Genomic DNA, 22,564 nt, shown 5'->3' with positions numbered 1-22,564 from the left:
GCCGTTTTAAGATTCCATTTATAATGCGGGCTTTTCCCGCGTTTAAAAAACCATGAAAACCGTAGAAAAAAATATGCTGGTGCTGCACAGCGCCGAACAGATGTTCGAGCTGGTCGACAGGGCGGAAGATTATCCGCAGTTTCTGCCGTGGTACAGCAAAACCGAAATCATCGAGCGCAGCGGCAACGGGCTGAAAGCGCGGCTGTTTATGGACTATATGGGCGTGCAGCAATCGTTTGCCACCCACAACCACAACGTTCCCGGCCGCGAAATCCGCATTAATCTGCTCGAAGGGCCGTTTAAAGCCCTGCACGGCACATGGAAATTCATTCCGCTGGGCGACGACTGCTGCAAAATCGAATTCAAGCTGCAATATGATTTTTCGAGCGCATTGCTTTCCACCCTGATTTCACCCGTGTTCAGCCATCTTTCGGGCACGTTGGTGGACGCATTCGTGAAAGAGGCCGACCGCCGTTATGGTTGAAATCGAAGTTGTTTACGGCACGGCAGAAAAGCAACTGCTCCAAACCCTGCGCGTGCCGGAAGGAACAACCGCCCGCGAAGCCGTGCTGCAAAGCCGCATCGCACAGGAATTTCCCGAAGCAGATGTGTGCAACGCGCCGTTGGGCATTTTCGGCAAAGCGGTGAAAGAGCACACCGTGCTGCGCGATAAAGACCGCGTAGAAGTTTACCGCCCCCTGCTTATCGACCCCAAAGAAGCCCGCCGCAAACGGGCTGAAGCAGAAAAAGAAAACTGATTTTTTATATAGGAAACAAAGGCCGCCTGAAATGTTTCTTTCAGACGGCCTTAACAATACAATATGCCGCAAATCAAATTAATCGTGGGGCTGGGCAACCCCGGCGCCGAATATGCCCAAACCCGCCATAACGCGGGCTTTTGGTTTATCGACGAATTGGCTTGGGCTTGGAAGGCCGTGCTGAAAGAAGAAAAAAAATTCTTCGGCGAAACCGCCAGAGCGGCGCGCCCCGAAGGCGACGTGTGGCTCTTGAAACCCAACACTTTTATGAACCGCTCCGGCCAGGCCGTGGCCGCATTAGCCTCTTTTTACAAAATCAAGCCCGAAGAAATCCTGGTGGTGCACGACGAGCTTGATATCCCCTGCGGGCGCATCCGCTTCAAACTCGGCGGCGGCAACGGCGGCCACAACGGTTTGAAAGACATCCAAGCCAGGCTCGGCACCCCGAATTTCTACCGCCTGCGTTTGGGTATCGGCCACCCCGGCGACCGCAATTTGGTGGTTGGCTATGTGCTCAACAAACCCGGCGCGGAAGAGAGGCAGGCAATCGAAGATGCCGTTGCCAAATCCCTGCAGGGGCTGCCGCTGGTCTTGTCGGGCGGGTGGGAAGAAGCAGTGCGGTTTCTGCACAGCAAGTGATTGTTTTGTTTAACGGATGAAACAGGCCGTCTGAAAACTGCCGACGCAGCAGAAACTGCGCGCTGCCGGTTTTCAGACGGCCTTAAGCCGTTTTTGCTGAGGGCCCTGATCAGTCAGGCGGGTTTTTAATAATGTGCTTTCATTATTGCGCCCACGGGGCATCATAACCGGTTTTGGCGCTTTTGCCGGGCAGTTGCGGCCCTTCGCCCACAAACCATACGGGCCGGGCTGTTTCCGTTTCGGCAGGTTGCGCCGGTTGTGCCGAAAAATCCTTCAACAGACGCTTGTATTCGCCCGATTGCTGCAGCAGGGCGCGTGCGGCGGATTTCAAATCGTTGATGTCGTTATGGGGCAGGTAAAACGTGGTGGGGATGTTCAACACGTTTTTACGCAGCTGCGATTCGGGCAGGTCGCGCAGATTAAGGCTCACGAAATACATGCTGCGCTTTTCGCCGTCGGGCTGTTTGGCGGCGTTTTCGTTCCATTGGTCGGCAAAAGCGCGGAAGCGCCGCAGAGATTCTTGCGAATATTTGTCGATGGGAATATCGACAATGGCGGCCACCACGTCGGCAAAGCCGGGAATGGCGGGCGATTGGTCGATACGGCTGGTAATCTGGTTTTGTGCGTTCACGTTGATAATCACGATGCGGCGGATATTTTCTGCGGTTACTTGTTTTTGCAGGGCTTCGCCGGAGCGCGCATCAACAATATCCAACACGCCGCGCAGGCCGAGGTTGTCGGTGAGGCCGCCGTCGAGCAGGTGGATATACGGGCGTTTGGCGCTGTCGTTATATTGGCTGTGGTAAGTGTGGGTAAGCTCTTGGCGGGTTTGCTGCTGCAGCCTGCCTACGCTGCCGTTGGTTGGCGTATGCCGCAAGCGCTCGGGCAACACATAACCGCAGTTGCCGCCGTTGTTGTTGAGCGTAATCGGGCTGAATACGAGCGGTACGGCGCTGGAGGCGGCCACAGCACGGGCAATGCGCAAATCTGACAGGTTCAGACACATGGCGTCGAAGTGTTCCTGAATAAAATCCAAGCGGCTGCCCGCCGCCATGTCGGTGGCGGAAATAACGGCAAACGGGCCTTTTCGGCGTTTGTCGAGGTCGTCGAAAGTGGCATTGCGGAACAGGGTGTTTTCAAACTGCTCCTGCAGCAGGTCGCCGCGGCCGTATTCGGGTGAGGTAAGACGGGGCAGGTTGGCAAACGAAAATACCTGCTTGGTAAACTGCCGCTGGAAGTTCTGCTTTAAAAAGCGGCGCTCGAACGCGGGAACGGTTTCTTTGCCGTGCAGCGAAAAATAGGCCGCCAGCACCGAACCGCCCGAAACGCCGTAAACCAAATCGACGCTTTCGAGCAGGCTTTGTTCTTTACTGCCGAAATTGATTTTCTGGCGGTTCAACTCTTCCAGCACGCCGTAGCCCAAAGCCGCCGCACGCGTGCCGCCGCCGGAAAACATCAGTATTACAAAAGTATCGTCGGCTCCGGCGCGGTTGAAGTTTTTTTCGAGGCGGTAGCCTTTTCCGGTATCGACGGTTTGAATGGTTTGCAACGGCTGGTATTGCACCAGCGCGCACGACGACATCAAAAAAGCGGCCGATGCGGCCAGATATTTTTTCAGGCCGTTTGAAAAGCACATGTGTTTGCCCGTCATTTCGTTCCGTATCCTTTGCCTTTGAGTCAAACGTAAAAAAGCAGCCCGGGCTGCTTTGTGATTGGTTTTATTCGGTTTCTTTATCCGGTTGTTGTACGGTGGTTTTTTCGCCGATTTTCCCCTCTTTCCCGCTCAACAGGTTGCTGATATTGCTTTTATGCCGGTAAAGCACCAAGAGGGCGATAACAACCGTCGACAAAGCCCACGAAGGGTAGGGCATAAAGAACCAGGCCGCCAGTGGGCTGATGACGGCGGCGGTCAGCGCAGCCAGTGAAGACACTTTAAAGCCGAAAGCCATCACCAGCCAAACGGCGGCGCAAACCAAAGCGGCCGGCCATGATAGTGCGAGCAGCACGCCCAAAGCGGTGGCCACGCCTTTGCCGCCTTTGAAGTTGAAGAATACCGGCCACATATGGCCTGCCAGAGCGGCCACGGCAACCAAGGCGATGGTTGCGGAATCCAAACCGAGCGGCTCTTGCAGCCATTTTGCCAGCAGCACGGCCACCAAGCCTTTGAGCGCATCGCCCAACAGGGTTAAGGCCGCCGCTTTTTTCTGGCCGCTGCGTAAAACATTGGTGGCACCGGGGTTGCCCGAGCCGTAGGTGCGCGGGTCGGCCATGCCGTAAAATTTTGACACAATCACCGCAAAAGAAAGCGAGCCGATTACATAACCGGCTGTTACAACCAAGAAATTAAACATTACAGCAACTTTTGTTTTAGAATGGAAAACTGATTTTAACGTGAAAACGGCGCAACTGAAAATGGATAAAATTTTTTTACACGGCATGAAAGCCGAAACCTTGATCGGCGTGTACGATTGGGAGCGCGAGCAGCCGCAAACCCTGCTGTTGGATCTGGTTGTCGGCGTGCCTGAAAAATCGGGTGCGGACGACGATATCAACAACACCGTACATTATGCCGACGTGTGCGAAGCCGTGCGCGCCAGCCTGAAAAACCAGCGTTTTTTGCTGCTCGAAGCATTGGCGGAACACGTTGCCGATTTGGTGTTGTCCGACTTCGGCGCACTATGGGTGCGGGTGAGGATTGTGAAGCCCGGTATTCTGCCCGATGTGCGCGAAGTGGGTGTAGAAATCGAACGCAGCGTCGATTGAAAACAAATCAAACCGTTTTTCAGACGGCCTTTGCTAAATTTTCACGGTGCGCCATATCCGGGCCGTTTGTAAGTTTATCGGCCGTCTGAAAACAACACCGTATTATATTCACCGTTTTTACAGATTCCCCTGCCTATGAATACCCAGCCGCATCCGATACAAACCGTTACCCTGGCCTTTACCGGCGCATCGGGCATGCCCTACGGTATCCGCCTGCTCGAATGCCTGCTGCAAAGCGGTAAAACCGTGTGGCTGCTGTATTCCCAAGCTGCGCAAGTGGTGGCGCAGCAGGAGGCAAACCTTGCCCTGCCTTCGTCGCCCGCCGCCTGTCAGGCGTTGTTATGCGAAAAATACGGCGTTTCTGCGCAGCAGTTGCGGGTGTTCGGCAAAGACGAATGGTTCGCGCCGCCGGCTTCGGGCACCAACCCCGCCGATGCCATGATTATCTGCCCGGCCAGTATGGGCGTTGTGGCGGCGGTAGCGCACGGTACTTCCGACCATTTGATCGAACGCGCCGCAGATGTGTGCCTGAAAGAGCGCCGTCCGCTGGTGGTGGTACCGCGTGAAGCGCCGCTGTCGGCGCTGCATCTCGAAAACCTGCTCGCTCTTGCCCGTTTGGGTGCGGTTATCTTGCCGCCTTCGCCCGGGTTTTACCACCATCCGAAGTCGGTCGGCGATTTGGTGGACTTTGTGGTGGCGCGCATCCTCGACCAATTGCGCATACCGCACATGTTGATACCGAAATGGGGAGAGAAATAAAATGGAATTACTGCTGCAATTGCACAATGGATATTGACAACTTCCGATGCTTTGCTTTAGATTAGTGCCATGAATATTTCAAACATTCGCCCCTTTGCTTATTTTTATTGGTACCACACAAACGTGCGGTACTTTTTTGCGCTTGTCTGAAATGCCGGATAAACTTTAAGCAAACGCGAAACAGAGCCGCCCGAATTTTCAGGCGGCTTTTTGTCGGTTTTAAAAATCCGCCGCCTGTAAACAGATGAAAAACACCGAACAGGAGCAGAATATGAAAACCGCCGCCTTACACACCGCCCAAACACAACCTACCGCCTTGCACCGCTGCCATCTGATTGTTGACGGCAGCACCCGCCGCAGCGATTTATGCGCCACCGGGCTGCCGCAAACCGGCGGTATCCAAGTGAGCGAGGCATTGTTGCCGCAAATCCGCACCGTTGCCACACTGATTGCCGCCATGCGTCATGATTTCGACAGCCGCAGCCCGGACGTGTTTACCGAAGAAGCCGATTGGTTTGCTGCCCGCATCATTGTTTTGGGCGTGCGCCGCTTTCATCTCGACGTTACCCTCACGCCTATGCTCAAACTGGCCAACCGCCGCGCCGCCGCTTTTGCCGCCCGCCACAAACTGCCGTTTGTTCCCGCCGGAATCCGCATGAGTTTGCACGCAGGCCGCCCCGCCAACCTGCTGATTGCCGAAACCGGATTGAGCCTGAGCGATTGCGGCAACATCGTTGCCAACAGTTTGGCATTAAAAAAATGTCTGCCTGCTTTTGAGGTTTGGCAATTGAAATGATGTGTTGACGGGTATCATAGCCGCTATTAACCGGCATCGGCATTCTTCAGTCATAAGGGTATAAAACGCGCTTTGCATAACGCGTGATAAGTTTTCAGACGGCCTTGAGTTGTTAAACCAAATGTAATTTCTTTTAAACCGCACCAAACAGAACCGTGCAATACAGCCATACCGCTTGAAGTGGCAGCTTGCTTGTTTCTTATTTTGTTTCATTAGATTTCTTTATTTCGGCAGGGCCGCCCTTTCAGACGGCCTTTTTTACGGTTAAAACCGACGAGATTCGGCTAAATTTGCCTTTTGTCAAAAGGCAGTTACAGGATTTGTTTACAATGTTGTTTAATAACACAACCGACTACCGACAAGAAAAGGCAGACAATATGGACATCATCCAAACCGATGTGGCGATTGTGGGCGCGGGTGGTGCGGGCTTGCGGGCGGCGATTGAAGTCGCGCGCGCCGCACCCGACAAAACCGTACACCTGATTTCCAAAGTTTATCCGATGCGCAGCCACACCGTGGCGGCGGAAGGCGGTTCGGCCGGTGTGGTGCGCGACGACGATTCGCTCGAAAACCACTTCAACGACACCGTTTCGGGCGGCGACTGGCTGTGCGAGCAGGATGTGGTGCAGTATTTTGTCGAGCACGCCACCGAAGAAATGATTCAGATGGAACATTGGGGCTGCCCGTGGTCGCGCCTGCCGGACGGCCGCGCCAACGTGCGCCGTTTCGGCGGCATGAAGATTCCGCGCACCTGGTTTGCCGCAGACAAAACCGGCTTCCATATGCTGCACACTTTGTTCCAAACTTCAATGCAGTATCCCAACATCAAACGCTTGGACGAACATTTCGCGCTTGATTTGTTAATCGACAACGGCGAATTGGCCGGCGTGTTGTGTTACGGCCTGCAAGAAGGCGCGGTGCGCGCGGTGCAGGCGAAAAGCGTGATTATCGCCACCGGCGGTGCAGGGCGCGTGTTTGCTTTCAACACCAACGGCGGCATCGTAACCGGCGACGGCATGGCGATGGCCTACCGCCACGGCGTGCCGCTGCGCGATATGGAGTTTGTTCAATACCACCCCACCGGCCTGCCCGGTTCGGGCATTCTGATGACCGAAGGCTGCCGCGGCGAAGGCGGTATCTTGGTGAACAAAGACGGCTACCGTTATTTGCAGGATTACGGCTTAGGCCCGGAAACGCCCATCGGCGAGCCGAAAAACAAATATATGGAACTGGGGCCGCGCGACCGCCTGTCGCAGGCGTTCTACCACGAATGGAAAGCCGGCCGCACCATCAGCACGCCGCGCGGCGATGCGGTGCATTTGGATTTGCGCCATCTGGGCGAAGACTTCATCAATGAGCGGCTGCCGTTTATCCGCTCGCTGGCGCAGAAATTCGTGGGCGTCGATCCCGTGCACGAGCCGATTCCGGTACGCCCGACCGCGCACTACACCATGGGCGGCATCGAAACCAACCAGCGTTGCGAAACCCGCATCAAAGGGCTGTTTGCCGTGGGCGAATGTTCGTCGGTGGGCCTGCACGGCGCCAACCGTTTGGGTTCGAATTCGCTGGCCGAGCTGTGCGTATTCGGCAAAGTGGCGGGTGAAGATGCGCTGAAACACGCGCAAACTGCCGGCAGCGGCTTGAGCCGCGAAGCGTTCGCCGCGTTGGCAGAGCAGGCTTACCAACCGTTTGCCGAATTGAAAAACCGTACCGGCGGCACTGAGAAACCGGCCGACATCCGCCGCGAACTGGGCGCGATGATGGAAGCCGAAGTGGGCATTTACCGCAGCGCCGAAAACGGTGCGCGCGCCAAAGCCGCCATCCGCGATTTGAAAGCGCGCTATCAGAATGTGCGCGTAACCGACCATTCCGACACCTACAACACCGACTGGCTCACCACCATCGAACTGGGTTATCTGTTGGATGTGGCCGAGGCAATGATTTATTCGGCCGACGCCCGCACCGAGTCGCGCGGCGCACACCAGCGTTTGGATTTCCCCGATCGCGACGACGAAAACTTCCTCAAACACACCCTGAGTTTTTACCGCGGCGGCCAAGAACCCCCGCAGATTGAATACAGCAGCGTGTTAATCACCAAATCGCAGCCCGCCAAACGGGTTTACGGTGCAGAAGGGGAGAAAAAATCATGAGCAATACCATCAAACTGGAAGTGATGCGCTACCGCCCGGGTGTCGACGAAAAACCGTGGCCGCAGGTGTTCGATATCGAGTGGACGCAGGATATGTCGATTCTGGACGCACTCGCGCTGGTGAAAGACGATTTCGAACCGGAGCTGGCTTACCGCTGGTCGTGCCGTATGGAAGTGTGCGGCTCGTGCGGCATGGTGGTCAACGGCGAACCCAAACTCGCCTGTTCCACTTTCGTGCGCGAATATGCTGCGGTAGGTAAAATTACCGTGGGCGCGCTCGATCAGTTTCCCATCGAAAAAGATTTGATTGTGGATGCCGATCCGTTTATCGAAAAACTCGAGTCGGTCAAACCCTATATCATCAACAAAAACCCGCGTGCGCTGGCCGATAAGGAATACCGCCAAACACCTGCCGAGCTGGCCAAATTCAAGCAATACACCATGTGCATCAATTGCATGCTGTGTTATCAGGCCTGCCCGCAGGTGGGTTTGAACGCCGATTTTCTCGGCCCGGCCGCCACCGCGCTGGCGCACCGCTACAACCTCGACAACCGCGATACCGGCAAAGCCGCACGCTTTAAAGTGATGAACGGCGAAAACGGCATTTGGCCGTGCACGTTTGTGGGTTACTGCTCGGAAGTATGCCCGAAACACGTTGATCCCGCCGGCGCCATCCAGCAGGCCAAAGCCGCAGCCGTGCCGTTTTGGGCGTTGTCCAACCTGAAAAAAGAGGAGGCGTAATATGAGCCGCAAACCTTATACCGCCAAGCAGCCGGCCGATTGGTATATGCAAAACCGCTTTTTCAAACTCTATATGCTGCGCGAGCTGACCAGCGTGCCGGTGGCATTTGCCGCCCTCAATCTGTTTTGCGGCTTAGCCTCGTTGGCCGGCAGCTTTGATGCGTGGGCCGGCTGGGTGGAAATGCAGACAAACCCGCTGGTGGTGCTGTTTAACCTGTTGGCCGTTGCCGCTGCCTGTTTCAACAGCAAAACCTGGTTTGAAGCCGTGCCCAAGGCGATGCCGATACAGAAAGGCGAAAAATTCGTGCCTGCTGCGGTATTGGTGAAAGCCAGCTGGGGGGCGTTTGCCGCAGTGTTCGTAGTGTTGGTGTTACTGGTTGCCGTATTGGCCTGACAGAGGAGCAGAATGATGAGCAACAAACACATGAAGCCTTTGTATTGGGGCATTTTCTCCGCCGGCGGCACCGTTGCCGCCATCATCCTCGCACCTGTGCTGGTGGTGTTGTGCCTGCTGCTGCCGTTCGGCATATTGGGCAGCCCGGCCGATTTTTACGACAGCGTGCACGGTTTTGTGAGCAACAAATTGGTGTATCTGGTGCTGTGCGCCGTGGTGTTTACCATCTTGTGGCACGGCGTACACCGTTTCTACTATATTCTGCACGATATGCACGTTCATGTAGGCAACCGCACCCGCTTGGGCTTTTACGCTTTTGCCGTGGTGGTGTTTGTTTTTACTTTGCTCAAAGGCTGGTTTTAAAGCCTTTTAGGTAAAAGTGATGCAACAGGCCGTCTGAAACTTTCAGACGGCCTTATGTATGGATTTCGCTACCCCGAACAACGCGTGCGTGCCCAAGGGTGTGTGGCGCAGCCATGCACGCGGTGGTGTGGATTATGCAGGTTACGCTTGCTGCGCCTGAAGCCGGCAAACGTTGAATCGGCGGTAGGGTGTGTGGCGCAGCCACGCATGCGGTGGTGTGGATTATGCAGGCTACGCTTGCTGCAAAACGCCGTCTGAAAATATTTCAGACGGCGTTGGGGTAGGGGTATATTTGCAGTTATGCCGTTTGGGCGTTAGTCGCATCTGCCCTACCGGTTGCGTATTGGTACATCGCTTTTAGTGAAAAGTAGAGCCTACGTATACGGCACTTCCCCCGTTTCCTCTACGGAAATTCCTGATACTTGTCCTATAATTGCGTTTGGCCCCTCTGATAGCTTGCTTAATTCCTTTGCGATGTGTCTGAGCTGCGGAGAGGAGGGTTACCGCACCTACAGCTAGGTTAAACAAAGTCATCGGCTCAACACCGCCGCTAACCTGTTTCAATTCGGTGGCATTCAATTCTTTCATAATCATACTCCTTAAAAAAACAAAAAAGAAAACAGACACCCCTCGTTTCAAGGTGTATCTGCCTGCTTAGAGCATGTTGTCTAGTTATTGTTTCCAAAGTTTTATTACTATTTTTTTTTTTGAAAATAATGGTTTGAGTTTATTTACCCTATAGCCATATGCATATGTTTTGCAATATTTTCCTATATGGTTTATGGCATAAACAGGCCTGTCTGTCGAGGTGTTGATATTGTTAAGAAAATCAAGCTTTATCCACTCCGAAGAGGTATGCATATTTTATATAAAAGCAGTTTTTTCATATATGCATGAATTGTTCGGCTTGGCAACGAAGGCAGCAAACTGCAGGGTATATGCCGGTGGAAGGCACGCTCTGCTTGGGTTTCTGCCGTTGCGAGCATGGCTGTACCGTATATTTTATCTAAATTGCATAAATTTCGGGTAAACAAAATTTGATTTTCTTTATTATGGAAACAAAGCGTGCCGACAGGATAGGGCTGTAAATTAAGGAAATAAAGCAGGTTTTTCAGGTGTGCGCTGTTATACTGTGTTTGGAACCCGCTTACCGTTTTTGCCGCGTGCGCTGCCGCGAATAAAACGGTAAGCAGGTTTCAACGGGCATTCGTTTTGTGCAACGCGCCCGACCGTACCCGCCCGTGTGCGCAGGTGCAAACCACAGGAGTAGCAAGCAATGGTAAAGAAAATTCTCGTAGCCTACGGTGTTGATGTGGACGCAGTGGCCGGCTGGCTCGGCTCATACGGCGGCGAAGACAGCCCCGACGACATTTCGCGCGGCCTGTTTGCGGGCGAAGTCGGTTCCCTGCGCCTGTTGGATCTGTTCGACAAATACAAACTCAAAACCACTTGGTTCATTCCCGGCCATTCGGTCGAAACCTTCCCCGAACAGATGAAAGAAGTGGCGCGGCGCGGCCATGAAATCGGCATGCACGGCTACAGCCACGAAAACCCGATCGCCATGACCCGCGAACAGGAAACCGCCGTACTCGACCGCTCGCTGGAGCTGATTACCGAACTGGCGGGCAAACGCCCGACCGGCTACGTCGCCCCATGGTGGGAATTCAGCCCCGTCACCAACGAACTCCTGCTGGAGCGCGGCATCAAATACGACCACTCGCTCATGCACAACGACTTCCACCCGTATTACGTGCGCGTAGGCGACAGCTGGACCAAAATCGACTACAGCAAACACCCCGACCACTGGATGAAACCGCTGGTACGCGGCGAAGAAACCCCGCTGGTGGAAATCCCCGCCAACTGGTACCTCGACGACCTGCCGCCGATGATGTTCATCAAAAAATCACCCAACAGCCACGGCTTCGTTAACCCGCGCGACATCGAACAAATGTGGCGCGACCAGTTCGACTGGGTATACCGCGAAAACGACTACGCCGTCTTCACCATGACCGTCCACCCCGACGTCTCCGGCCGCCCGCAAGTGCTGCTCATGCACGAACGCCTGATCGAATACATCAGCGGCCACGAAGGCGTAGAGTGGTGCACCTTCGACCAAATCGCCGACGACTTCATCGCCCGTAATCCGCGCGAATGGAAATAAAACCTGCAAAGGCCGTCTGAAAGTAAAAATCTTTCAGACGGCCTTATTTTAAGTTTTTAAGTAGAAAACTAATCAAGTGAGCGAATTAAAGGAGTCCTGTTTTGCCTAAGCCTAATCAAATCAGCTATATCGAATTTCCTGCTGCTGACAGGGAGGCTCTAACTGCCGCACAAAATTTTTACCGCCAAGTGTTCGGCTGGCAGTATCAAAACTGGGGCGGCGACTATATCGATACGCAAGACAGCGGAGTAGGAAGCGGTATGTGTTCCGACCATGCCCCCCTTTTGCCGTTGGTGGTGATTTACAGCGATAATCTTGATGCCGCCTATAGGCAGGTGCAGCAGGCCGGCGGTGTGATTACGCAAGAAACTTTTGAGTTTCCCGGCGGTAAACGTTTTCACTTCCGCGACCCGGCAGGCAATGAGCTGGCGGTTTGGTCGGAACAATAATCCATCTCGTCTGAAACACAAAATTTTGTTTGGTGTTTTTCATACGGTCTTTATTGAAATCAGGAGGCTTAGTTTATGTGCGGATTATGCGGTATATTCGGCGAAGAGGCCCACTGGGCCACACGTCTCGAAAGCAACGGAGAACAAAGCAGCGACAGCATTCAACGCCGCCGCCTGCGCGCGCACCGTATCACCATCATCAACCGTCTGCTTGCGCCGCACCATATCAAGGTCAGCGACTGGCAGGGGGCACAGTATCAATTGAGCGGTGCTACCGGCAAAACCGCACTGGCCGAAAACTTAAGCGAAATCTGGCTGGCGGTGGAACGCATCGGCGGCAAACCTTTCGACCCGTTGGATTAGGAGGCCGCCATGCCGATTCCCGTGACCGTGCTGACCGGCTTTCTCGGTGCCGGCAAAACCACCGTACTGCAAAAAATGCTGGCGCAGGAAAACTACGGCGACACCGCCGTGCTGATTAATGAATTCGGCGAGGTCGGTATCGACCAGCAACTGGTTGCGCCGGTTGCGCCCAATGTGGTGCTGCTCGATTCGGGCTGCCTGTGCTGCCAGATACGCGGCGAGCTGAAAGAAGCGCTGGTCGGCCTGCTGGATGCGCGTGCGCAAAAAACCGTGCCGCCGTTTCAGAAAATCGTAATTGAAACCACCGGCTTGGCCGAGCCGACGCCCATTATCGCCACCATGCAGGCCGACCCGCTGCTCAGCCACCAAGTGGCGGTGGCGCGCACCATCACCGTGGCCGACGCCGTAAACGGCCATGAAATGGCGCAAAGCGGCAACACGGTGTGGGCGCGGCAGGTAGCCGCCGCAGACGTTATCCTGATCAGCAAGGCCGATATCGCCCCCGAGGCTGCCGTGCAACGGCTGGAGAACCACTTTGCCGCCATGCTGCCGGGTGCAGCCGTATTGCGCCACGGCCTGCACGACCCATTGCCCGACTTCGGCAAACTGCCCGGCGGTATCCGCACCCCCCGAGAGGCGGCCTACCGTGCCAAAAATATTTCTGCCCACGGCGGCGTGCATTCACTGGCACTGCGCATTGCCGAACCTGTCGACTGGACGGCTTTCGGAGTATGGCTGTCGGCCCTGCTGCATGCGCACGGCAAAGCCGTGTTGCGGATAAAAGGCATTCTGAACATCGGCGAAGACTACCCCGTGCTGGTTAACGGCGTTCAGCACATGGTCTACCCGCCGCAACACCTTGCCCAATGGCCCGATAGCAACCGCGACTCGCAACTGGTGTTGATTATGGCGGGGCTGGATGCGGAAAAGGTGGAAGTATCATTCAGGCGGCAGGTTCTAGGAATACGGCAGGCCTGAGGGAGTAAGATCTTTTGAGGTTAATCGGTGATAATTGATTGTTATAGCGGATTAATTTAACTTCCGCTACGGCGTTGCCGCGCCTTGGCCCGAAGAGAACGGTTTTGCAAGCCGCTGAAGCGGCAACAGAACCGATTCCGTACTGCTTGCACTGCCTGCGGCTTGCTGCCGTGTGTCGAAGTAATTGAATCCGCTATAGTATGAAGCAGAAGTTTCGAAATACCGGCACGGTTTGCAAAAGTATCAGGCCGTCTGAAAATGATTTTCAGGCGGCCTGATGTTTTAAAAACAGCTTGGTTTAAAGATTAACGTTTAAAACGTCTTCCTGCAAAGCCTGCGAAGCCTGTTCGTCGGCGTGGTAAGAACTTCTGACCATGGCGCCGATGGCGGCGTTGGTGAAGCCCATTTCGTAAGCTTCCTGCTCGAAAGCTTTGAACTGTTGCGGCGTAACATAGCGCAGCACGGGCAGGTGGCCGTCTGAAGGTTGCAGGTATTGGCCGACGGTAATCATTTCGATGTTGTGCGCGCGCATATCGCGCATGATTTCGCGCACTTCTTCGTCGGTTTCGCCCAAACCCACCATAATGCCGGACTTGGTCGGAATGTGGGGCATCATTTCTTTATAGCGGCGCAAGAGTTCGAGCGAGTGTTGGTAATCGGAACCGGGGCGCGCCTGTTTGTAGAGGCGGGGGTGGGTTTCGAGGTTGTGGTTCATCACATCGGGCGGGGTTTTGGCCAGAATGTCCAGCGCAATATCCAGACGGCCGCGGAAGTCGGGCACGAGAATTTCGATTTTGGTTTGCGGGCTTTTTTCGCGGATGGCGCTGATGCAGTCGGCGAAATGCTGGGCGCCGCCGTCGCGCAGGTCGTCGCGGTCAACCGAAGTGATGACCACATAGCGCAGTTTCATGGCGGCCACGCTTTCGGCCAGGTTTTTCGGTTCGTCGGGGTCGAGCGGGTTGGGACGGCCGTGGCCCACGTCGCAGAAGGGGCAGCGGCGGGTGCAGATGTCGCCCATAATCATAAAGGTGGCGGTGCCTTTGCTGAAGCATTCGCCGATATTGGGGCAGCTGGCTTCTTCGCACACGGTGTGCATTTTCTGGTCGCGCAAGATATTTTTGATTTCAAAAAACTTCTTGCCTGTGGGCAGTTTGGCGCGTATCCATTCGGGTTTTTTGAGCTTTTCTTCCAGCGGCACCACTTTGATGGGGATGCGTGCGGTTTTGGCGGCGCCTTTGTGTTTGACGCCTTGGGCGTTGTTTGATTTGACGGTTTCGTTGTTCATGATTGATATTCGGGTTAATGAGTGTGCCAAGAGATATTGTAAGGCATTCGGCAGGAAAGGTGTGCCGGAAAGCGGGATATGGAATAAATAAATGATTGGGTTGCGGTTTTGCGAAACTCAAACGCCCGGTTTTTCAGACGGCCTCTGCCTGAGGCGGTTCCAGCTTTTGCTGCAGATGGGCGGTGAGCTTTCCGGCTACTTCAGCAAGCGGCGGGCAGGGCGTGAGGAAATCAGCCATCTGTACCATTTCCATACCTGCGTAGCCGCAGGGGTTGATTTGCAAAAAGGGTGATAAATCCATATCGACATTCAATGCCAGGCCGTGATACACCGAACCGTTTTTAATCCGCAGTCCCAATGAGGCGATTTTGCGCCCGTTTACATATACCCCGGGGCGCTGCGGGTCGGCGGCGGCGGCGATGCCGTATTCGGCCAGCGTGGCGATAATGCTGTTTTCAAGGGCGTTCACGATATTGCGCACGCCGGTTTTGCGGCGCTTGAAGTCGATCAGTGTGTAAACCACCAGCTGGCCGGGGCCGTGGTAGGTGATTTGGCCGCCGCGGTCGATCTGCACCACGGGTATGCTGCTGTGCAGCAGCAGGTGTTCGGGTTTGCCCGCCAAGCCTTGTGTGAACACAGGCGGGTGCTCGACCACCCACAGTTCGTCTTCAGTATTGTCGGTACGCCCGGCGTTAAAGGCTTTCATGGCCTCGAATACGGGTTGGTAGTCGGCCAGCCCCAAGTGTACGGTTTTCATGCTACAGCACCATTTTCACCAGTTTGTTGCCGGTGAGTTCGCGGTAGATATTGTTGAGCTGTTCTTGGTTCTGCACATCGGCCGCTTCCACGGTGGCGCCCAGATAATTGCCTTTTCTGCTCGGGCGCACGCTGATATGGTGCGCCTGGGTTTCAGGCGCGTGCTTCTGCACACAGGCGAGCACGGACGAAGTGAATTCGGGGTGCTGAACCCCCATCACTTTAATGGTGAAGTTGCAGGGAAATTCGATTAAAGAAGGTTGTTGTCCGGACATGGTGCTTCCTTAAAAAAGGCCAATCAGGCCGTCTGAAAAATTTTCGCTTTTCAGACGGCCCGGTGCAAACTGCCAATAAAATCAGAATAATTCCGACAACAGTTTGCTCTAATACATTTCAGGCTGTATTTTAACGCAAACACCATCTGCAATCCATTATACTGCCGTCTGAAAAGATGCTTTAGAAATATAAGCATTTGCTGTTTTTTCAAGGCTTGAAATAGCGGGCCGCCAACCCCATGTGGGCGGCAATCCGAAAAATAGCAGCAACAACTTGAATAGAGATAAAGATATGGCAACAGACAAACATTTTGAGGAATACGCCGCACTGGCAACCCTGCCGTTGCGCGATGTAGTAGTTTACCCGCACATGGTGCTGCCCCTGTTTGTGGGGCGTGAAAAATCCATTGCAGCACTTGATGCGGCAATGACCAACGACGAGCCGGTGTTTCTGTTGGCTCAACGCGATCCCAACGAAGAAGAACCGGGTGCCGGAGATTTGCACGAAATGGGTACGGTTGCCCAAGTGCTGCAAGTGTTGAAACTGCCCGACGGCACTGTGAAAGTGTTGGTGGAAGGTATACGCCGCGGCCGTGCCCTGCGGGTGGAAGATAACGGTGAATTATTTGTTTCACATGTGGAATTTGCCGACGACACTGATGCCGACAGCCCGGATATGGAAGCCCTGCGCCGTACTTTATTGTCGCAATTCGATCAGTTTGCCAAACTGAACAAAAAAATCCCTGCCGAAGTAATCGGCACCATTCACGGCATTTCCGACAACAGCCGCCTGGTAGATACCGTGGCCGCCCACCTGCAACTCAAACTCGAACAACGCCAAGACGTTTTGGGCATGGTCAGTATCGTCGAACGTATGGAATACCTGCTCGGCCAGCTTGAAGCCGAACTCGACATCATGCAGGTAGAAAAGCGCATCCGCGGCCGCGTAAAACGCCAAATGGAAAAATCGCAGCGCGAGTATTATCTCAACGAGCAGGTAAAAGCGATTCAAAAAGAGCTGGGCGAAGAAGACGAGCGCAGTGAGCTGGATGCCTTGGAAAAGCAGATTAAAGAGGCGGGCATGAGTAAAGAAGCCGAAGAAAAATGCCTGTCTGAGCTGAAAAAGCTGAAAATGATGCCGCCCATGTCGGCCGAATCCACCGTGGTGCGCAATTACATCGATACCCTGCTGGAATTGCCGTGGAAGAAAAAATCACGTGTGAGCAAAGATTTGGCCAAAGCCGACTTGATTTTGAATGCCGACCATTACGGCTTGGAAAAAGTCAAAGAGCGCATCTTGGAATATTTGGCCGTGCAAAAACGCATGGACAAAATCAAAGGCCCTATCCTTTGCCTGGTCGGCCCGCCGGGTGTGGGTAAAACTTCACTGGGCGAGTCTATCGCCAAAGCCACCGGCCGCCAATATGTGCGCATGGCCTTGGGCGGCGTGCGCGACGAAAGCGAAATCCGCGGCCACCGCCGCACCTATATCGGCTCGATGCCGGGCAAAATCCTGCAAAACATGGCTAAGGCCGGCGTGAAAAACCCGCTGTTCCTGCTCGACGAAATCGACAAGCTTGGCAGTGATTTCCGCGGCGACCCCGCCAGTGCCCTGCTTGAAGTGCTCGATCCCGAACAAAACAACAAGTTTGCCGACCACTACGCCGAAGTGGATTATGATTTGAGCGACGTGATGTTTATCGCCACATCCAACAGCCTCAATATCCCGCCAGCACTGCTCGACCGTATGGAAATCATCCGTTTGTCGGGCTATACCGAAGACGAGAAAATCAATATCGCCATACAGTATCTGGTGCCTAAGCAGATGGAGCGCAACGGTGTGAAAGAAGGGGAATTGGAAATTGCCGAAAGTGCCGTGCGCGACATCATCCGTTACTATACCCGCGAGGCAGGCGTACGTTCGCTCGATCGCGAAATCGCCAAGATCTGCCGTAAAGTCGTGATGCAGACCACCTTGGCCGCCGACAAAAAAAACCACTCTGCCGAAGGCCGTCTGAAAACCGAAACCGTGAAGGTAAACGGAGAAAACCTTCACGATTATCTGGGCGTGCGCCGTTTCGACTACGGCGTAGCCGAAGATGAAAACCGTATCGGCCAGGTTACCGGGCTGGCTTGGACTGAAGTCGGCGGAGAACTGCTCACCATCGAAGCCGTAGCTTTGCCCGGCAAAGGCAACATCATCCGTACAGGGCAGTTGGGCGATGTAATGAAAGAATCGGTATCCGCTGCCTGGAGCGTGGTACGCTCGCGCGCCGAAACCGTAGGGCTTGCACCGGATTTCTACGAGAAAAAAGATATCCACGTGCATGTTCCCGAAGGCGCTACGCCTAAAGACGGACCCAGTGCAGGCATTGCCATGACGCTGGCGATGGTATCGGCATTTACGCAGATTCCCGTGCGCGCCGACGTAGCGATGACCGGAGAGATTACCCTGCGCGGCGAAGTGCTGCCCATCGGCGGTTTGAAAGAAAAACTGCTGGCGGCGCTGCGCGGCGGCATCAAGCATGTGCTGATTCCGAAAGACAACGTAAAAGATTTGGAAGAAATTCCCGACAACGTGAAAGAGGGTCTGTCCATCCACCCTGTAAAATGGATAGACGAAGTTTTGGCTTTGGGCTTGGAACGCCAGCCAGAACCGTGGAAAAACGAAGAAACCGCCCCTGAGGCCGCATTGCCGAACCCTGAAAGCAAGTCAAGCGCAAAAGCAACCAAACATTGAATTTGTAGGAATGTGTTGTAAAAGATGCGGTTGTTGTAAAGAAAGCCTGCAAAAGCGCAATCTTCCGCATCTTTTCGCTTGACACGGCGATTTTAGGCTTGTTATAAAGTCGCCAGACGTACGAAACCGTACCCAAACGCCCGATTATCGGGGTTTTCATTATTTCAAACGATAGAAAGGGACTTATTGTGAACAAGTCTGAACTGATTGAAGCCATCGCCCAAGAGGCAGATATTTCCAAAGCCGCCGCCGCCAAAGCTTTGGACGGCATGACCAATGCCGTAACTCGCGCGCTGAAAAAAGGCGATACCGTAACTTTAGTAGGTTTCGGTACTTTCTACGTTGGCGAGCGTGCCGAGCGCCAAGGCCGCAACCCGAAAACCGGCGAGCCGTTGACCATCGCCGCTGCCAAAACCCCTAAATTCCGCGCAGGCAAAGCCCTGAAAGACGCGCTGTAAGATTCGGCAGATATAAAACAAAAGCAGGCATATGCCTGCTTTTTTGTATTGCTGTCATTAACATCTCCAGTTCGCCACGCTAATGACGGCGTTTGCTGAGCATTGGAACAATTTGGCAAAACTACAGGCCGTCTGAAGAGTTTCAGACGGCCTGTAGTTTTGCTTAAAGCCTTTCGGTTTATACGATTTCCGCTTTAGTAATCACAACGTTGTCTACCGGTACATCATCGTGATAGCCGTGGCGTCTGGTGGCCACGCCTTCAATGGCATCCACTACGTCTTGGCCTTCAACCACTTTGCCGAATACGGCATAGCCCCAACCGTGCAGGCTAGGTTCGGTGTGGTTGAGGAAGGTGTTGTCTTTGGTGTTGATGAAAAACTGCGAAGAAGCGGAGTGGGGCGCTTGGGTGCGCGCCATGGCAATGGTGTATTTGTCGTTTTTCAGGCCGTTTTGGGCTTCGTTTTGAATCGGATCGCGGCCGGGTTTTTCGTTCATGTTTTCGTCCATGCCGCCGCCTTGAATCATAAAACCTTTGATGACACGGTGGAAAATCAGGCCGTCGTAAAAACCGTCTTTCACATATTGCTCGAAATTGGCGGCAGTAACGGGGGCTTTTTCGTGATCCAGTTCGATGCCGATGGTGCCGAAATTTGTGTGAAGTTTGATCATTAAGTAATCCTTTCAAAGTAGGGGGTAAATTAATATCAAAATGGATTTGGCGATGTATAAGGCTATTTTATTTTAAATCAATAACGCTTTTTTCAGACGGCCTGCAGATTGTCTAATTCTGACGGTCGAGCCAGCGCTCGGCATCTAAGGCGGCCTGGCAGCCGGAAGCGGCGCTGGTGATGGCTTGGCGGTAGGTGTGGTCTTTTACGTCGCCGGCGGCCCATACGCCTTCGATATTGGTGAGGCCGACGTTGTCGCCGCTGCCGCCTTTGGTTTTCAGATAGCCGGTTTCGTCCATGTCGAGCTGGCCTTTGAAAATATCGGTGTTGGGCTTGTGGCCGATGGCGATAAACACGCCTTGCACGGCGATTTCTTCGCTGCTGCCGTCGCTATATTTCAAACGTGCGCCGTTCACGCCCATATCGTCGCCGTTAATGTCTTCAAGTACGGCGTTCAGTTTCAAGATAATCTTGCCTTCCGCTACGCGTTGCATCAGTTTGTCGACCATGATTTTTTCGGCACGGAAAGTATCGCGGCGGTGGATTAGGGTAACGGTGTTGGCGATATTGGCCAAATAAAGCGCTTCTTCTACTGCGGTGTTGCCGCCGCCGACCACGGCGACGTTTTGTTTCTTATAAAAAAAGCCGTCGCAGGTGGCGCAAGCCGATACGCCTTTGCCGGCGAATTTTTCTTCGCAGGGAAGGCCGAGGTATTTGGCTGAAGCACCGGTGGCGATAATCAGTGCGTCGCAGGTGTATTCACCCATATCGCCTTTCAGGGTAAACGGGCGTTTTTGCAGATCGGCTGTGTGGATTTGGTCGAAAATCAATTCGGTGCCGAAACGCTCGGCGTGTGCTTGGAAACGCGCCATCAGTTCGGGGCCTTGCACGCCGTCGGCATCGGCGGGCCAGTTGTCGACTTCGGTGGTGGTCATCAGCTGCCCGCCTTGGGCGACACCGGTGATAATCACGGGTTGCAGGTTGGCGCGTGCGGCGTAAACAGCGGCGGTGTAGCCTGCGGGGCCGGAGCCTAAAATGATCAGCTTATGGTGTTTGCTCATGGGTTTTCCTTATTTGAAAACGGTTGTTTAAACGGCTCAAGTTGTGCTGCGAAACCGGTGAAGGCCGTCTGAAACAGTTTGAAATGCAGCCGGATAAATATTGGCAAGGCCGTCTGAAGCTTTTCAGACGGCCTCTTTACTCAACGCCTGCGGAAGCCGCCTCGGCGCATAGGTTGGCGGGTGTTGGACGGCGCTTTGGTGGTTTGGCGGTAGTTAGGCTGCACTGCTTTGCTTTGCGCGGGCACAGACCTGGTGTTCAACTGCCGGCTGGTGCGCTGCTGCGCTTGTGCCGACTGGTAATAATTGGCTTGCGCGCGCCGCACCGCAGGTGTGTCGGCACGGGCTTTTTGGAACTTGTTGGCCAATGCGTTGCCGATAAACGCGCCCGCAGCCGCGCCTACCAAACTTTGCAGCAGCCAGCTTCCGGTTGATTGGTCGTAAATATACTGCTGGCCGTCGGTGCCCGTTACCGGCTCGCCGTTGTTGCCGTTGGCCTGATATTCGGCGGGAATGGTGTCTTTCACTGCGTCGGCGGTTAATTCGTAAACCGTGTTGTCTTGCTGTGCGTTTTGCCGGGCGAGCTGCTGTTGCAGCGCCTCGATTTGTTTCTGCTGCTGCTCCAATTGGGCTTGCGTATTGTCTTTGCAGGCGGTTAGCGTTAGGGCGGAAATTGCATATAAGGCAATGATTTTTTTCATTATTCTTCCATTTAAAAAGAAAACAGGATAATACAGGGCTTGCAGGATTTTAATATAGGGCAGGGCGGTGCTTATTCAAGGCCGTCTGAAAGGTTTTATTTTACTGTTAAAATAACGTTTTCCACACCGAATCCGGCATATGAAATACGAAGCCCCCGAAGAAATCCGCCTGCAAAACAGCCGCACCGCGCTCACCCTGGTTTATCGGGGCAACGCCAAAAGCCTGCCTGCCGAATTTCTGCGCGTTTATTCGCCCAGCGCCGAAGTGCGCGGCCACGGTTCTGACCGGGAAACGCTGCAGACAGGCAAAGCCGGCGTAACTATTGCCGGTTTGGAGCCGGTAGGGCAATACGCCCTGAAAATCACATTTTCAGACGGCCACGACAGCGGGCTTTACGACTGGGATTATTTATATAAATTAGCGCACGAATACGATACAATGTGGGCCGACTATCTGCGCCTTATCGAAGCGGCCGGCGCATCGCGCATACCTGCCGCCGCCGATAAAAAAGCACCGCAACACGGCTGCAGCAGTGGCAGTTGCGGCAAACACTAAAACAGGAATCCATAATGAGCGACAACAAAACCCACTTCGGCTACCAAACCGTAAACGAAAGCGAAAAAGCCGGAAAAGTAGCCGAAGTGTTCCACTCGGTAGCCAAAAACTACGACATTATGAACGATGTCATGTCCGGCGGCCTGCACCGCGTGTGGAAACGCTTTACCGTTAACACCGCCCGCCTCAACAAAGGCGGCAAAGTGCTCGACATCGCCGGCGGCACGGGTGATTTATCGCGCGGCTGGGCGAAGAGGGTGGGGAAAGAGGGCGAAGTATGGCTTACCGACATCAACTCCTCCATGCTCTCGGTAGGTCGCGACCGCCTGCTCAACGAAGGCCTGATTCTGCCTGTATCACTGGCCGACGCAGAAAAACTGCCGTTTCCCGACAACTATTTCAATCTGGTATCCGTAGCTTTCGGTTTGCGCAATATGACCCATAAAGACGCAGCCTTGAAAGAAATGCACCGCGTGTTAAAGCCCGGCGGCACATTGCTGGTTTTAGAGTTTTCAAAAGTATTCAAGCCCTTGGAACCGGCCTACGACTTATATTCGTTCAAACTGTTGCCGCTGATGGGAAAAATGATTGCCAAAGACGCCGACAGCTACCAATATCTGGCCGAATCTATCAGAATGCACCCCGATCAGGAAACCCTCAAACAAATGATGCTCGACGCAGGTTTCGACACCGTGGATTACCACAACATGACCGCAGGCGTTGTGGCCTTACACAAAGGCGTGAAATATTGAA

The 22,564-nt window shown here is 54.1% G+C and carries 27 protein-coding genes; 18 read left to right on the top strand and 9 right to left on the bottom strand.

Annotation, left to right across the window (positions count from 1 at the left end; translation table 11 throughout):
* Window positions 1-52: 52 nt before the first annotated feature.
* From Q3970_RS03185 to pth, 3 genes are all read left to right on the top strand, one after another.
* Window positions 53-484 carry a type II toxin-antitoxin system RatA family toxin gene (locus Q3970_RS03185; protein ID WP_303099161.1) on the top strand — a complete coding sequence of 144 codons (432 nt, stop codon included), beginning with the start codon at window positions 53-55 and terminating at the stop codon, window positions 482-484.
* Complete coding sequence (locus Q3970_RS03180; protein WP_303099160.1) at window positions 477-758, top strand: RnfH family protein; 282 nt, start codon at window positions 477-479, stop codon at window positions 756-758. The genes Q3970_RS03185 and Q3970_RS03180 overlap by 8 nt, the downstream gene beginning before the upstream one ends.
* 63 nt (window positions 759-821) lie before the next feature.
* Window positions 822-1,397, top strand: coding sequence for an aminoacyl-tRNA hydrolase (gene pth, locus Q3970_RS03175; RefSeq protein ID WP_303099159.1), 576 nt, complete (start codon window positions 822-824; stop codon window positions 1,395-1,397).
* Window positions 1,398-1,539: 142 nt separating this feature from the next.
* Here the strand turns inward: pth and Q3970_RS03170 are convergent, their stop codons facing one another.
* Both Q3970_RS03170 and plsY read right to left on the bottom strand, forming a co-directional pair.
* Window positions 1,540-3,048 (bottom strand): patatin-like phospholipase family protein, encoded by a 1,509-nt coding sequence (locus tag Q3970_RS03170; protein WP_303099158.1) that lies wholly within the window; start codon window positions 3,046-3,048, stop codon window positions 1,540-1,542.
* Between the two features lie 67 nt (window positions 3,049-3,115).
* Complete coding sequence (gene plsY / locus Q3970_RS03165; protein ID WP_303099157.1) at window positions 3,116-3,748, bottom strand: glycerol-3-phosphate 1-O-acyltransferase PlsY; 633 nt, start codon at window positions 3,746-3,748, stop codon at window positions 3,116-3,118.
* Window positions 3,749-3,809: 61 nt separating this feature from the next.
* Here plsY and folB point away from each other — a divergent pair, with 61 nt between their 5' ends.
* The 7 genes from folB (at window position 3,810) to frdD (ending at window position 9,362) form a co-directional block, all read left to right on the top strand.
* Window positions 3,810-4,160 carry a dihydroneopterin aldolase gene (gene folB / locus Q3970_RS03160; protein WP_303099156.1) on the top strand — a complete coding sequence of 117 codons (351 nt, stop codon included), beginning with the start codon at window positions 3,810-3,812 and terminating at the stop codon, window positions 4,158-4,160.
* 135 nt (window positions 4,161-4,295) lie between these two features.
* Window positions 4,296-4,919: a flavin prenyltransferase UbiX gene (locus Q3970_RS03155; RefSeq protein WP_303099155.1), complete on the top strand. Its 624-nt coding sequence runs from the start codon at window positions 4,296-4,298 to the stop codon at window positions 4,917-4,919.
* A gap of 271 nt (window positions 4,920-5,190) precedes the next feature.
* Window positions 5,191-5,715, top strand: coding sequence for a hypothetical protein (locus Q3970_RS03150; protein ID WP_303099217.1), 525 nt, complete (start codon window positions 5,191-5,193; stop codon window positions 5,713-5,715).
* A 377-nt stretch (window positions 5,716-6,092) separates the two neighbouring features.
* Complete coding sequence (gene frdA / locus Q3970_RS03145; protein ID WP_303099154.1) at window positions 6,093-7,865, top strand: fumarate reductase (quinol) flavoprotein subunit; 1,773 nt, start codon at window positions 6,093-6,095, stop codon at window positions 7,863-7,865.
* Window positions 7,862-8,605: a succinate dehydrogenase/fumarate reductase iron-sulfur subunit gene (locus Q3970_RS03140; protein WP_303099153.1), complete on the top strand. Its 744-nt coding sequence runs from the start codon at window positions 7,862-7,864 to the stop codon at window positions 8,603-8,605. Before frdA ends, Q3970_RS03140 begins: the two co-directional genes overlap by 4 nt.
* Window position 8,606: 1 nt before the next feature.
* A complete protein-coding gene (locus Q3970_RS03135; RefSeq protein ID WP_303099152.1) occupies window positions 8,607-8,999 on the top strand; it encodes a hypothetical protein in 393 nt (130 codons plus the stop codon).
* 12 nt (window positions 9,000-9,011) lie between these two features.
* Window positions 9,012-9,362, top strand: coding sequence for a fumarate reductase subunit FrdD (gene frdD, locus Q3970_RS03130; RefSeq protein WP_303099151.1), 351 nt, complete (start codon window positions 9,012-9,014; stop codon window positions 9,360-9,362).
* 357 nt (window positions 9,363-9,719) lie between these two features.
* Here frdD and Q3970_RS10710 read toward each other — a convergent pair whose 3' ends face one another.
* The gene (locus Q3970_RS10710; protein ID WP_368494367.1) at window positions 9,720-9,950 is read right to left on the bottom strand and encodes a class IIb bacteriocin, lactobin A/cerein 7B family; all 231 of its coding nucleotides are present in this window, start codon (window positions 9,948-9,950) and stop codon (window positions 9,720-9,722) included.
* 688 nt (window positions 9,951-10,638) lie between these two features.
* On the opposite strand from Q3970_RS10710, the gene Q3970_RS03125 reads away from it, so the two are divergent.
* From Q3970_RS03125 to Q3970_RS03110, 4 genes are all read left to right on the top strand, one after another.
* Window positions 10,639-11,523: a polysaccharide deacetylase gene (locus Q3970_RS03125; protein ID WP_303099150.1), complete on the top strand. Its 885-nt coding sequence runs from the start codon at window positions 10,639-10,641 to the stop codon at window positions 11,521-11,523.
* Between the two features lie 101 nt (window positions 11,524-11,624).
* Window positions 11,625-11,972, top strand: coding sequence for a VOC family protein (locus Q3970_RS03120; RefSeq protein WP_303099149.1), 348 nt, complete (start codon window positions 11,625-11,627; stop codon window positions 11,970-11,972).
* Between the two features lie 75 nt (window positions 11,973-12,047).
* Entirely contained in the window at window positions 12,048-12,335 is a 288-nt protein-coding gene (locus Q3970_RS03115) for a hypothetical protein (RefSeq protein WP_303099148.1), read from the top strand.
* A gap of 9 nt (window positions 12,336-12,344) precedes the next feature.
* Window positions 12,345-13,313 (top strand): GTP-binding protein, encoded by a 969-nt coding sequence (locus Q3970_RS03110; protein ID WP_303099147.1) that lies wholly within the window; start codon window positions 12,345-12,347, stop codon window positions 13,311-13,313.
* Between the two features lie 298 nt (window positions 13,314-13,611).
* Here the strand turns inward: Q3970_RS03110 and lipA are convergent, their stop codons facing one another.
* The 3 genes from lipA to Q3970_RS03095 form a co-directional block, all read right to left on the bottom strand.
* Window positions 13,612-14,598, bottom strand: coding sequence for a lipoyl synthase (gene lipA / locus Q3970_RS03105; protein ID WP_303099146.1), 987 nt, complete (start codon window positions 14,596-14,598; stop codon window positions 13,612-13,614).
* 133 nt (window positions 14,599-14,731) lie between these two features.
* On the bottom strand, window positions 14,732-15,355 hold the full coding sequence (gene lipB, locus Q3970_RS03100) for a lipoyl(octanoyl) transferase LipB (protein ID WP_303099145.1): 624 nt from the start codon (window positions 15,353-15,355) through the stop codon (window positions 14,732-14,734).
* Between the two features lies 1 nt (window position 15,356).
* Window positions 15,357-15,629, bottom strand: a complete 273-nt coding sequence (locus Q3970_RS03095) for a YbeD family protein (protein ID WP_303099144.1) — start codon at window positions 15,627-15,629, stop codon at window positions 15,357-15,359.
* A gap of 292 nt (window positions 15,630-15,921) precedes the next feature.
* Here Q3970_RS03095 and lon point away from each other — a divergent pair, with 292 nt between their 5' ends.
* Together lon and Q3970_RS03085 are read left to right on the top strand one after the other, a co-directional pair.
* The gene (lon, locus tag Q3970_RS03090) at window positions 15,922-18,369 is read left to right on the top strand and encodes an endopeptidase La (RefSeq protein WP_303099143.1); all 2,448 of its coding nucleotides are present in this window, start codon (window positions 15,922-15,924) and stop codon (window positions 18,367-18,369) included.
* Between the two features lie 188 nt (window positions 18,370-18,557).
* Window positions 18,558-18,827, top strand: a complete 270-nt coding sequence (locus Q3970_RS03085) for an HU family DNA-binding protein (protein ID WP_085365672.1) — start codon at window positions 18,558-18,560, stop codon at window positions 18,825-18,827.
* Between the two features lie 178 nt (window positions 18,828-19,005).
* Here the strand turns inward: Q3970_RS03085 and Q3970_RS03080 are convergent, their stop codons facing one another.
* The 3 genes from Q3970_RS03080 to Q3970_RS03070 form a co-directional block, all read right to left on the bottom strand.
* Window positions 19,006-19,497: a peptidylprolyl isomerase gene (locus tag Q3970_RS03080; RefSeq protein WP_303099142.1), complete on the bottom strand. Its 492-nt coding sequence runs from the start codon at window positions 19,495-19,497 to the stop codon at window positions 19,006-19,008.
* Between the two features lie 112 nt (window positions 19,498-19,609).
* Window positions 19,610-20,557, bottom strand: a complete 948-nt coding sequence (gene trxB / locus Q3970_RS03075; protein WP_303099141.1) for a thioredoxin-disulfide reductase — start codon at window positions 20,555-20,557, stop codon at window positions 19,610-19,612.
* A 140-nt stretch (window positions 20,558-20,697) separates the two neighbouring features.
* Window positions 20,698-21,255 (bottom strand): hypothetical protein, encoded by a 558-nt coding sequence (locus Q3970_RS03070; RefSeq protein WP_303099140.1) that lies wholly within the window; start codon window positions 21,253-21,255, stop codon window positions 20,698-20,700.
* 139 nt (window positions 21,256-21,394) lie between these two features.
* Between Q3970_RS03070 and Q3970_RS03065 the strand changes: the two genes are divergently transcribed.
* Both Q3970_RS03065 and ubiE read left to right on the top strand, forming a co-directional pair.
* Entirely contained in the window at window positions 21,395-21,811 is a 417-nt protein-coding gene (locus Q3970_RS03065; protein WP_303099139.1) for a DUF971 domain-containing protein, read from the top strand.
* A gap of 14 nt (window positions 21,812-21,825) precedes the next feature.
* Window positions 21,826-22,563: a bifunctional demethylmenaquinone methyltransferase/2-methoxy-6-polyprenyl-1,4-benzoquinol methylase UbiE gene (ubiE, locus tag Q3970_RS03060; RefSeq protein WP_303099138.1), complete on the top strand. Its 738-nt coding sequence runs from the start codon at window positions 21,826-21,828 to the stop codon at window positions 22,561-22,563.
* Window position 22,564: the final 1 nt, after the last annotated feature.

Origin of the sequence: Neisseria sp. (assembly GCF_030530745.1) — a bacterium.
Classification (GTDB): Bacteria; Pseudomonadota; Gammaproteobacteria; order Burkholderiales; family Neisseriaceae; genus Neisseria.
This window is presented reverse-complemented; position numbering and strand designations above follow the sequence as displayed.

What these genes read in the sequence shown, in the direction of transcription:
- plsY (WP_303099157.1), bottom strand. Translation starts at nt 3,748, where the DNA reads ATGTTTAATTTCTTGGTTGTAACAGCCGGTTATGTAATCGGCTCGCTT.
- Q3970_RS03180 (WP_303099160.1), top strand. Translation starts at nt 477, where the DNA reads ATGGTTGAAATCGAAGTTGTTTACGGCACGGCAGAAAAGCAACTGCTC.
- Q3970_RS03080 (WP_303099142.1), bottom strand. Translation starts at nt 19,497, where the DNA reads ATGATCAAACTTCACACAAATTTCGGCACCATCGGCATCGAACTGGAT.
- pth (WP_303099159.1), top strand. Translation starts at nt 822, where the DNA reads ATGCCGCAAATCAAATTAATCGTGGGGCTGGGCAACCCCGGCGCCGAA.
- Q3970_RS03070 (WP_303099140.1), bottom strand. Translation starts at nt 21,255, where the DNA reads ATGAAAAAAATCATTGCCTTATATGCAATTTCCGCCCTAACGCTAACC.
- frdA (WP_303099154.1), top strand. Translation starts at nt 6,093, where the DNA reads ATGGACATCATCCAAACCGATGTGGCGATTGTGGGCGCGGGTGGTGCG.
- Q3970_RS03140 (WP_303099153.1), top strand. Translation starts at nt 7,862, where the DNA reads ATGAGCAATACCATCAAACTGGAAGTGATGCGCTACCGCCCGGGTGTC.
- Q3970_RS03135 (WP_303099152.1), top strand. Translation starts at nt 8,607, where the DNA reads ATGAGCCGCAAACCTTATACCGCCAAGCAGCCGGCCGATTGGTATATG.
- Q3970_RS03125 (WP_303099150.1), top strand. Translation starts at nt 10,639, where the DNA reads ATGGTAAAGAAAATTCTCGTAGCCTACGGTGTTGATGTGGACGCAGTG.
- Q3970_RS03110 (WP_303099147.1), top strand. Translation starts at nt 12,345, where the DNA reads ATGCCGATTCCCGTGACCGTGCTGACCGGCTTTCTCGGTGCCGGCAAA.
- Q3970_RS03155 (WP_303099155.1), top strand. Translation starts at nt 4,296, where the DNA reads ATGAATACCCAGCCGCATCCGATACAAACCGTTACCCTGGCCTTTACC.
- lon (WP_303099143.1), top strand. Translation starts at nt 15,922, where the DNA reads ATGGCAACAGACAAACATTTTGAGGAATACGCCGCACTGGCAACCCTG.
- lipB (WP_303099145.1), bottom strand. Translation starts at nt 15,355, where the DNA reads ATGAAAACCGTACACTTGGGGCTGGCCGACTACCAACCCGTATTCGAG.
- Q3970_RS03150 (WP_303099217.1), top strand. Translation starts at nt 5,191, where the DNA reads ATGAAAACCGCCGCCTTACACACCGCCCAAACACAACCTACCGCCTTG.
- Q3970_RS03065 (WP_303099139.1), top strand. Translation starts at nt 21,395, where the DNA reads ATGAAATACGAAGCCCCCGAAGAAATCCGCCTGCAAAACAGCCGCACC.
- Q3970_RS03185 (WP_303099161.1), top strand. Translation starts at nt 53, where the DNA reads ATGAAAACCGTAGAAAAAAATATGCTGGTGCTGCACAGCGCCGAACAG.
- Q3970_RS03170 (WP_303099158.1), bottom strand. Translation starts at nt 3,048, where the DNA reads ATGACGGGCAAACACATGTGCTTTTCAAACGGCCTGAAAAAATATCTG.
- ubiE (WP_303099138.1), top strand. Translation starts at nt 21,826, where the DNA reads ATGAGCGACAACAAAACCCACTTCGGCTACCAAACCGTAAACGAAAGC.
- Q3970_RS03095 (WP_303099144.1), bottom strand. Translation starts at nt 15,629, where the DNA reads ATGTCCGGACAACAACCTTCTTTAATCGAATTTCCCTGCAACTTCACC.
- Q3970_RS10710 (WP_368494367.1), bottom strand. Translation starts at nt 9,950, where the DNA reads ATGAAAGAATTGAATGCCACCGAATTGAAACAGGTTAGCGGCGGTGTT.
- Q3970_RS03115 (WP_303099148.1), top strand. Translation starts at nt 12,048, where the DNA reads ATGTGCGGATTATGCGGTATATTCGGCGAAGAGGCCCACTGGGCCACA.
- frdD (WP_303099151.1), top strand. Translation starts at nt 9,012, where the DNA reads ATGATGAGCAACAAACACATGAAGCCTTTGTATTGGGGCATTTTCTCC.
- trxB (WP_303099141.1), bottom strand. Translation starts at nt 20,557, where the DNA reads ATGAGCAAACACCATAAGCTGATCATTTTAGGCTCCGGCCCCGCAGGC.
- lipA (WP_303099146.1), bottom strand. Translation starts at nt 14,598, where the DNA reads ATGAACAACGAAACCGTCAAATCAAACAACGCCCAAGGCGTCAAACAC.
- folB (WP_303099156.1), top strand. Translation starts at nt 3,810, where the DNA reads ATGGATAAAATTTTTTTACACGGCATGAAAGCCGAAACCTTGATCGGC.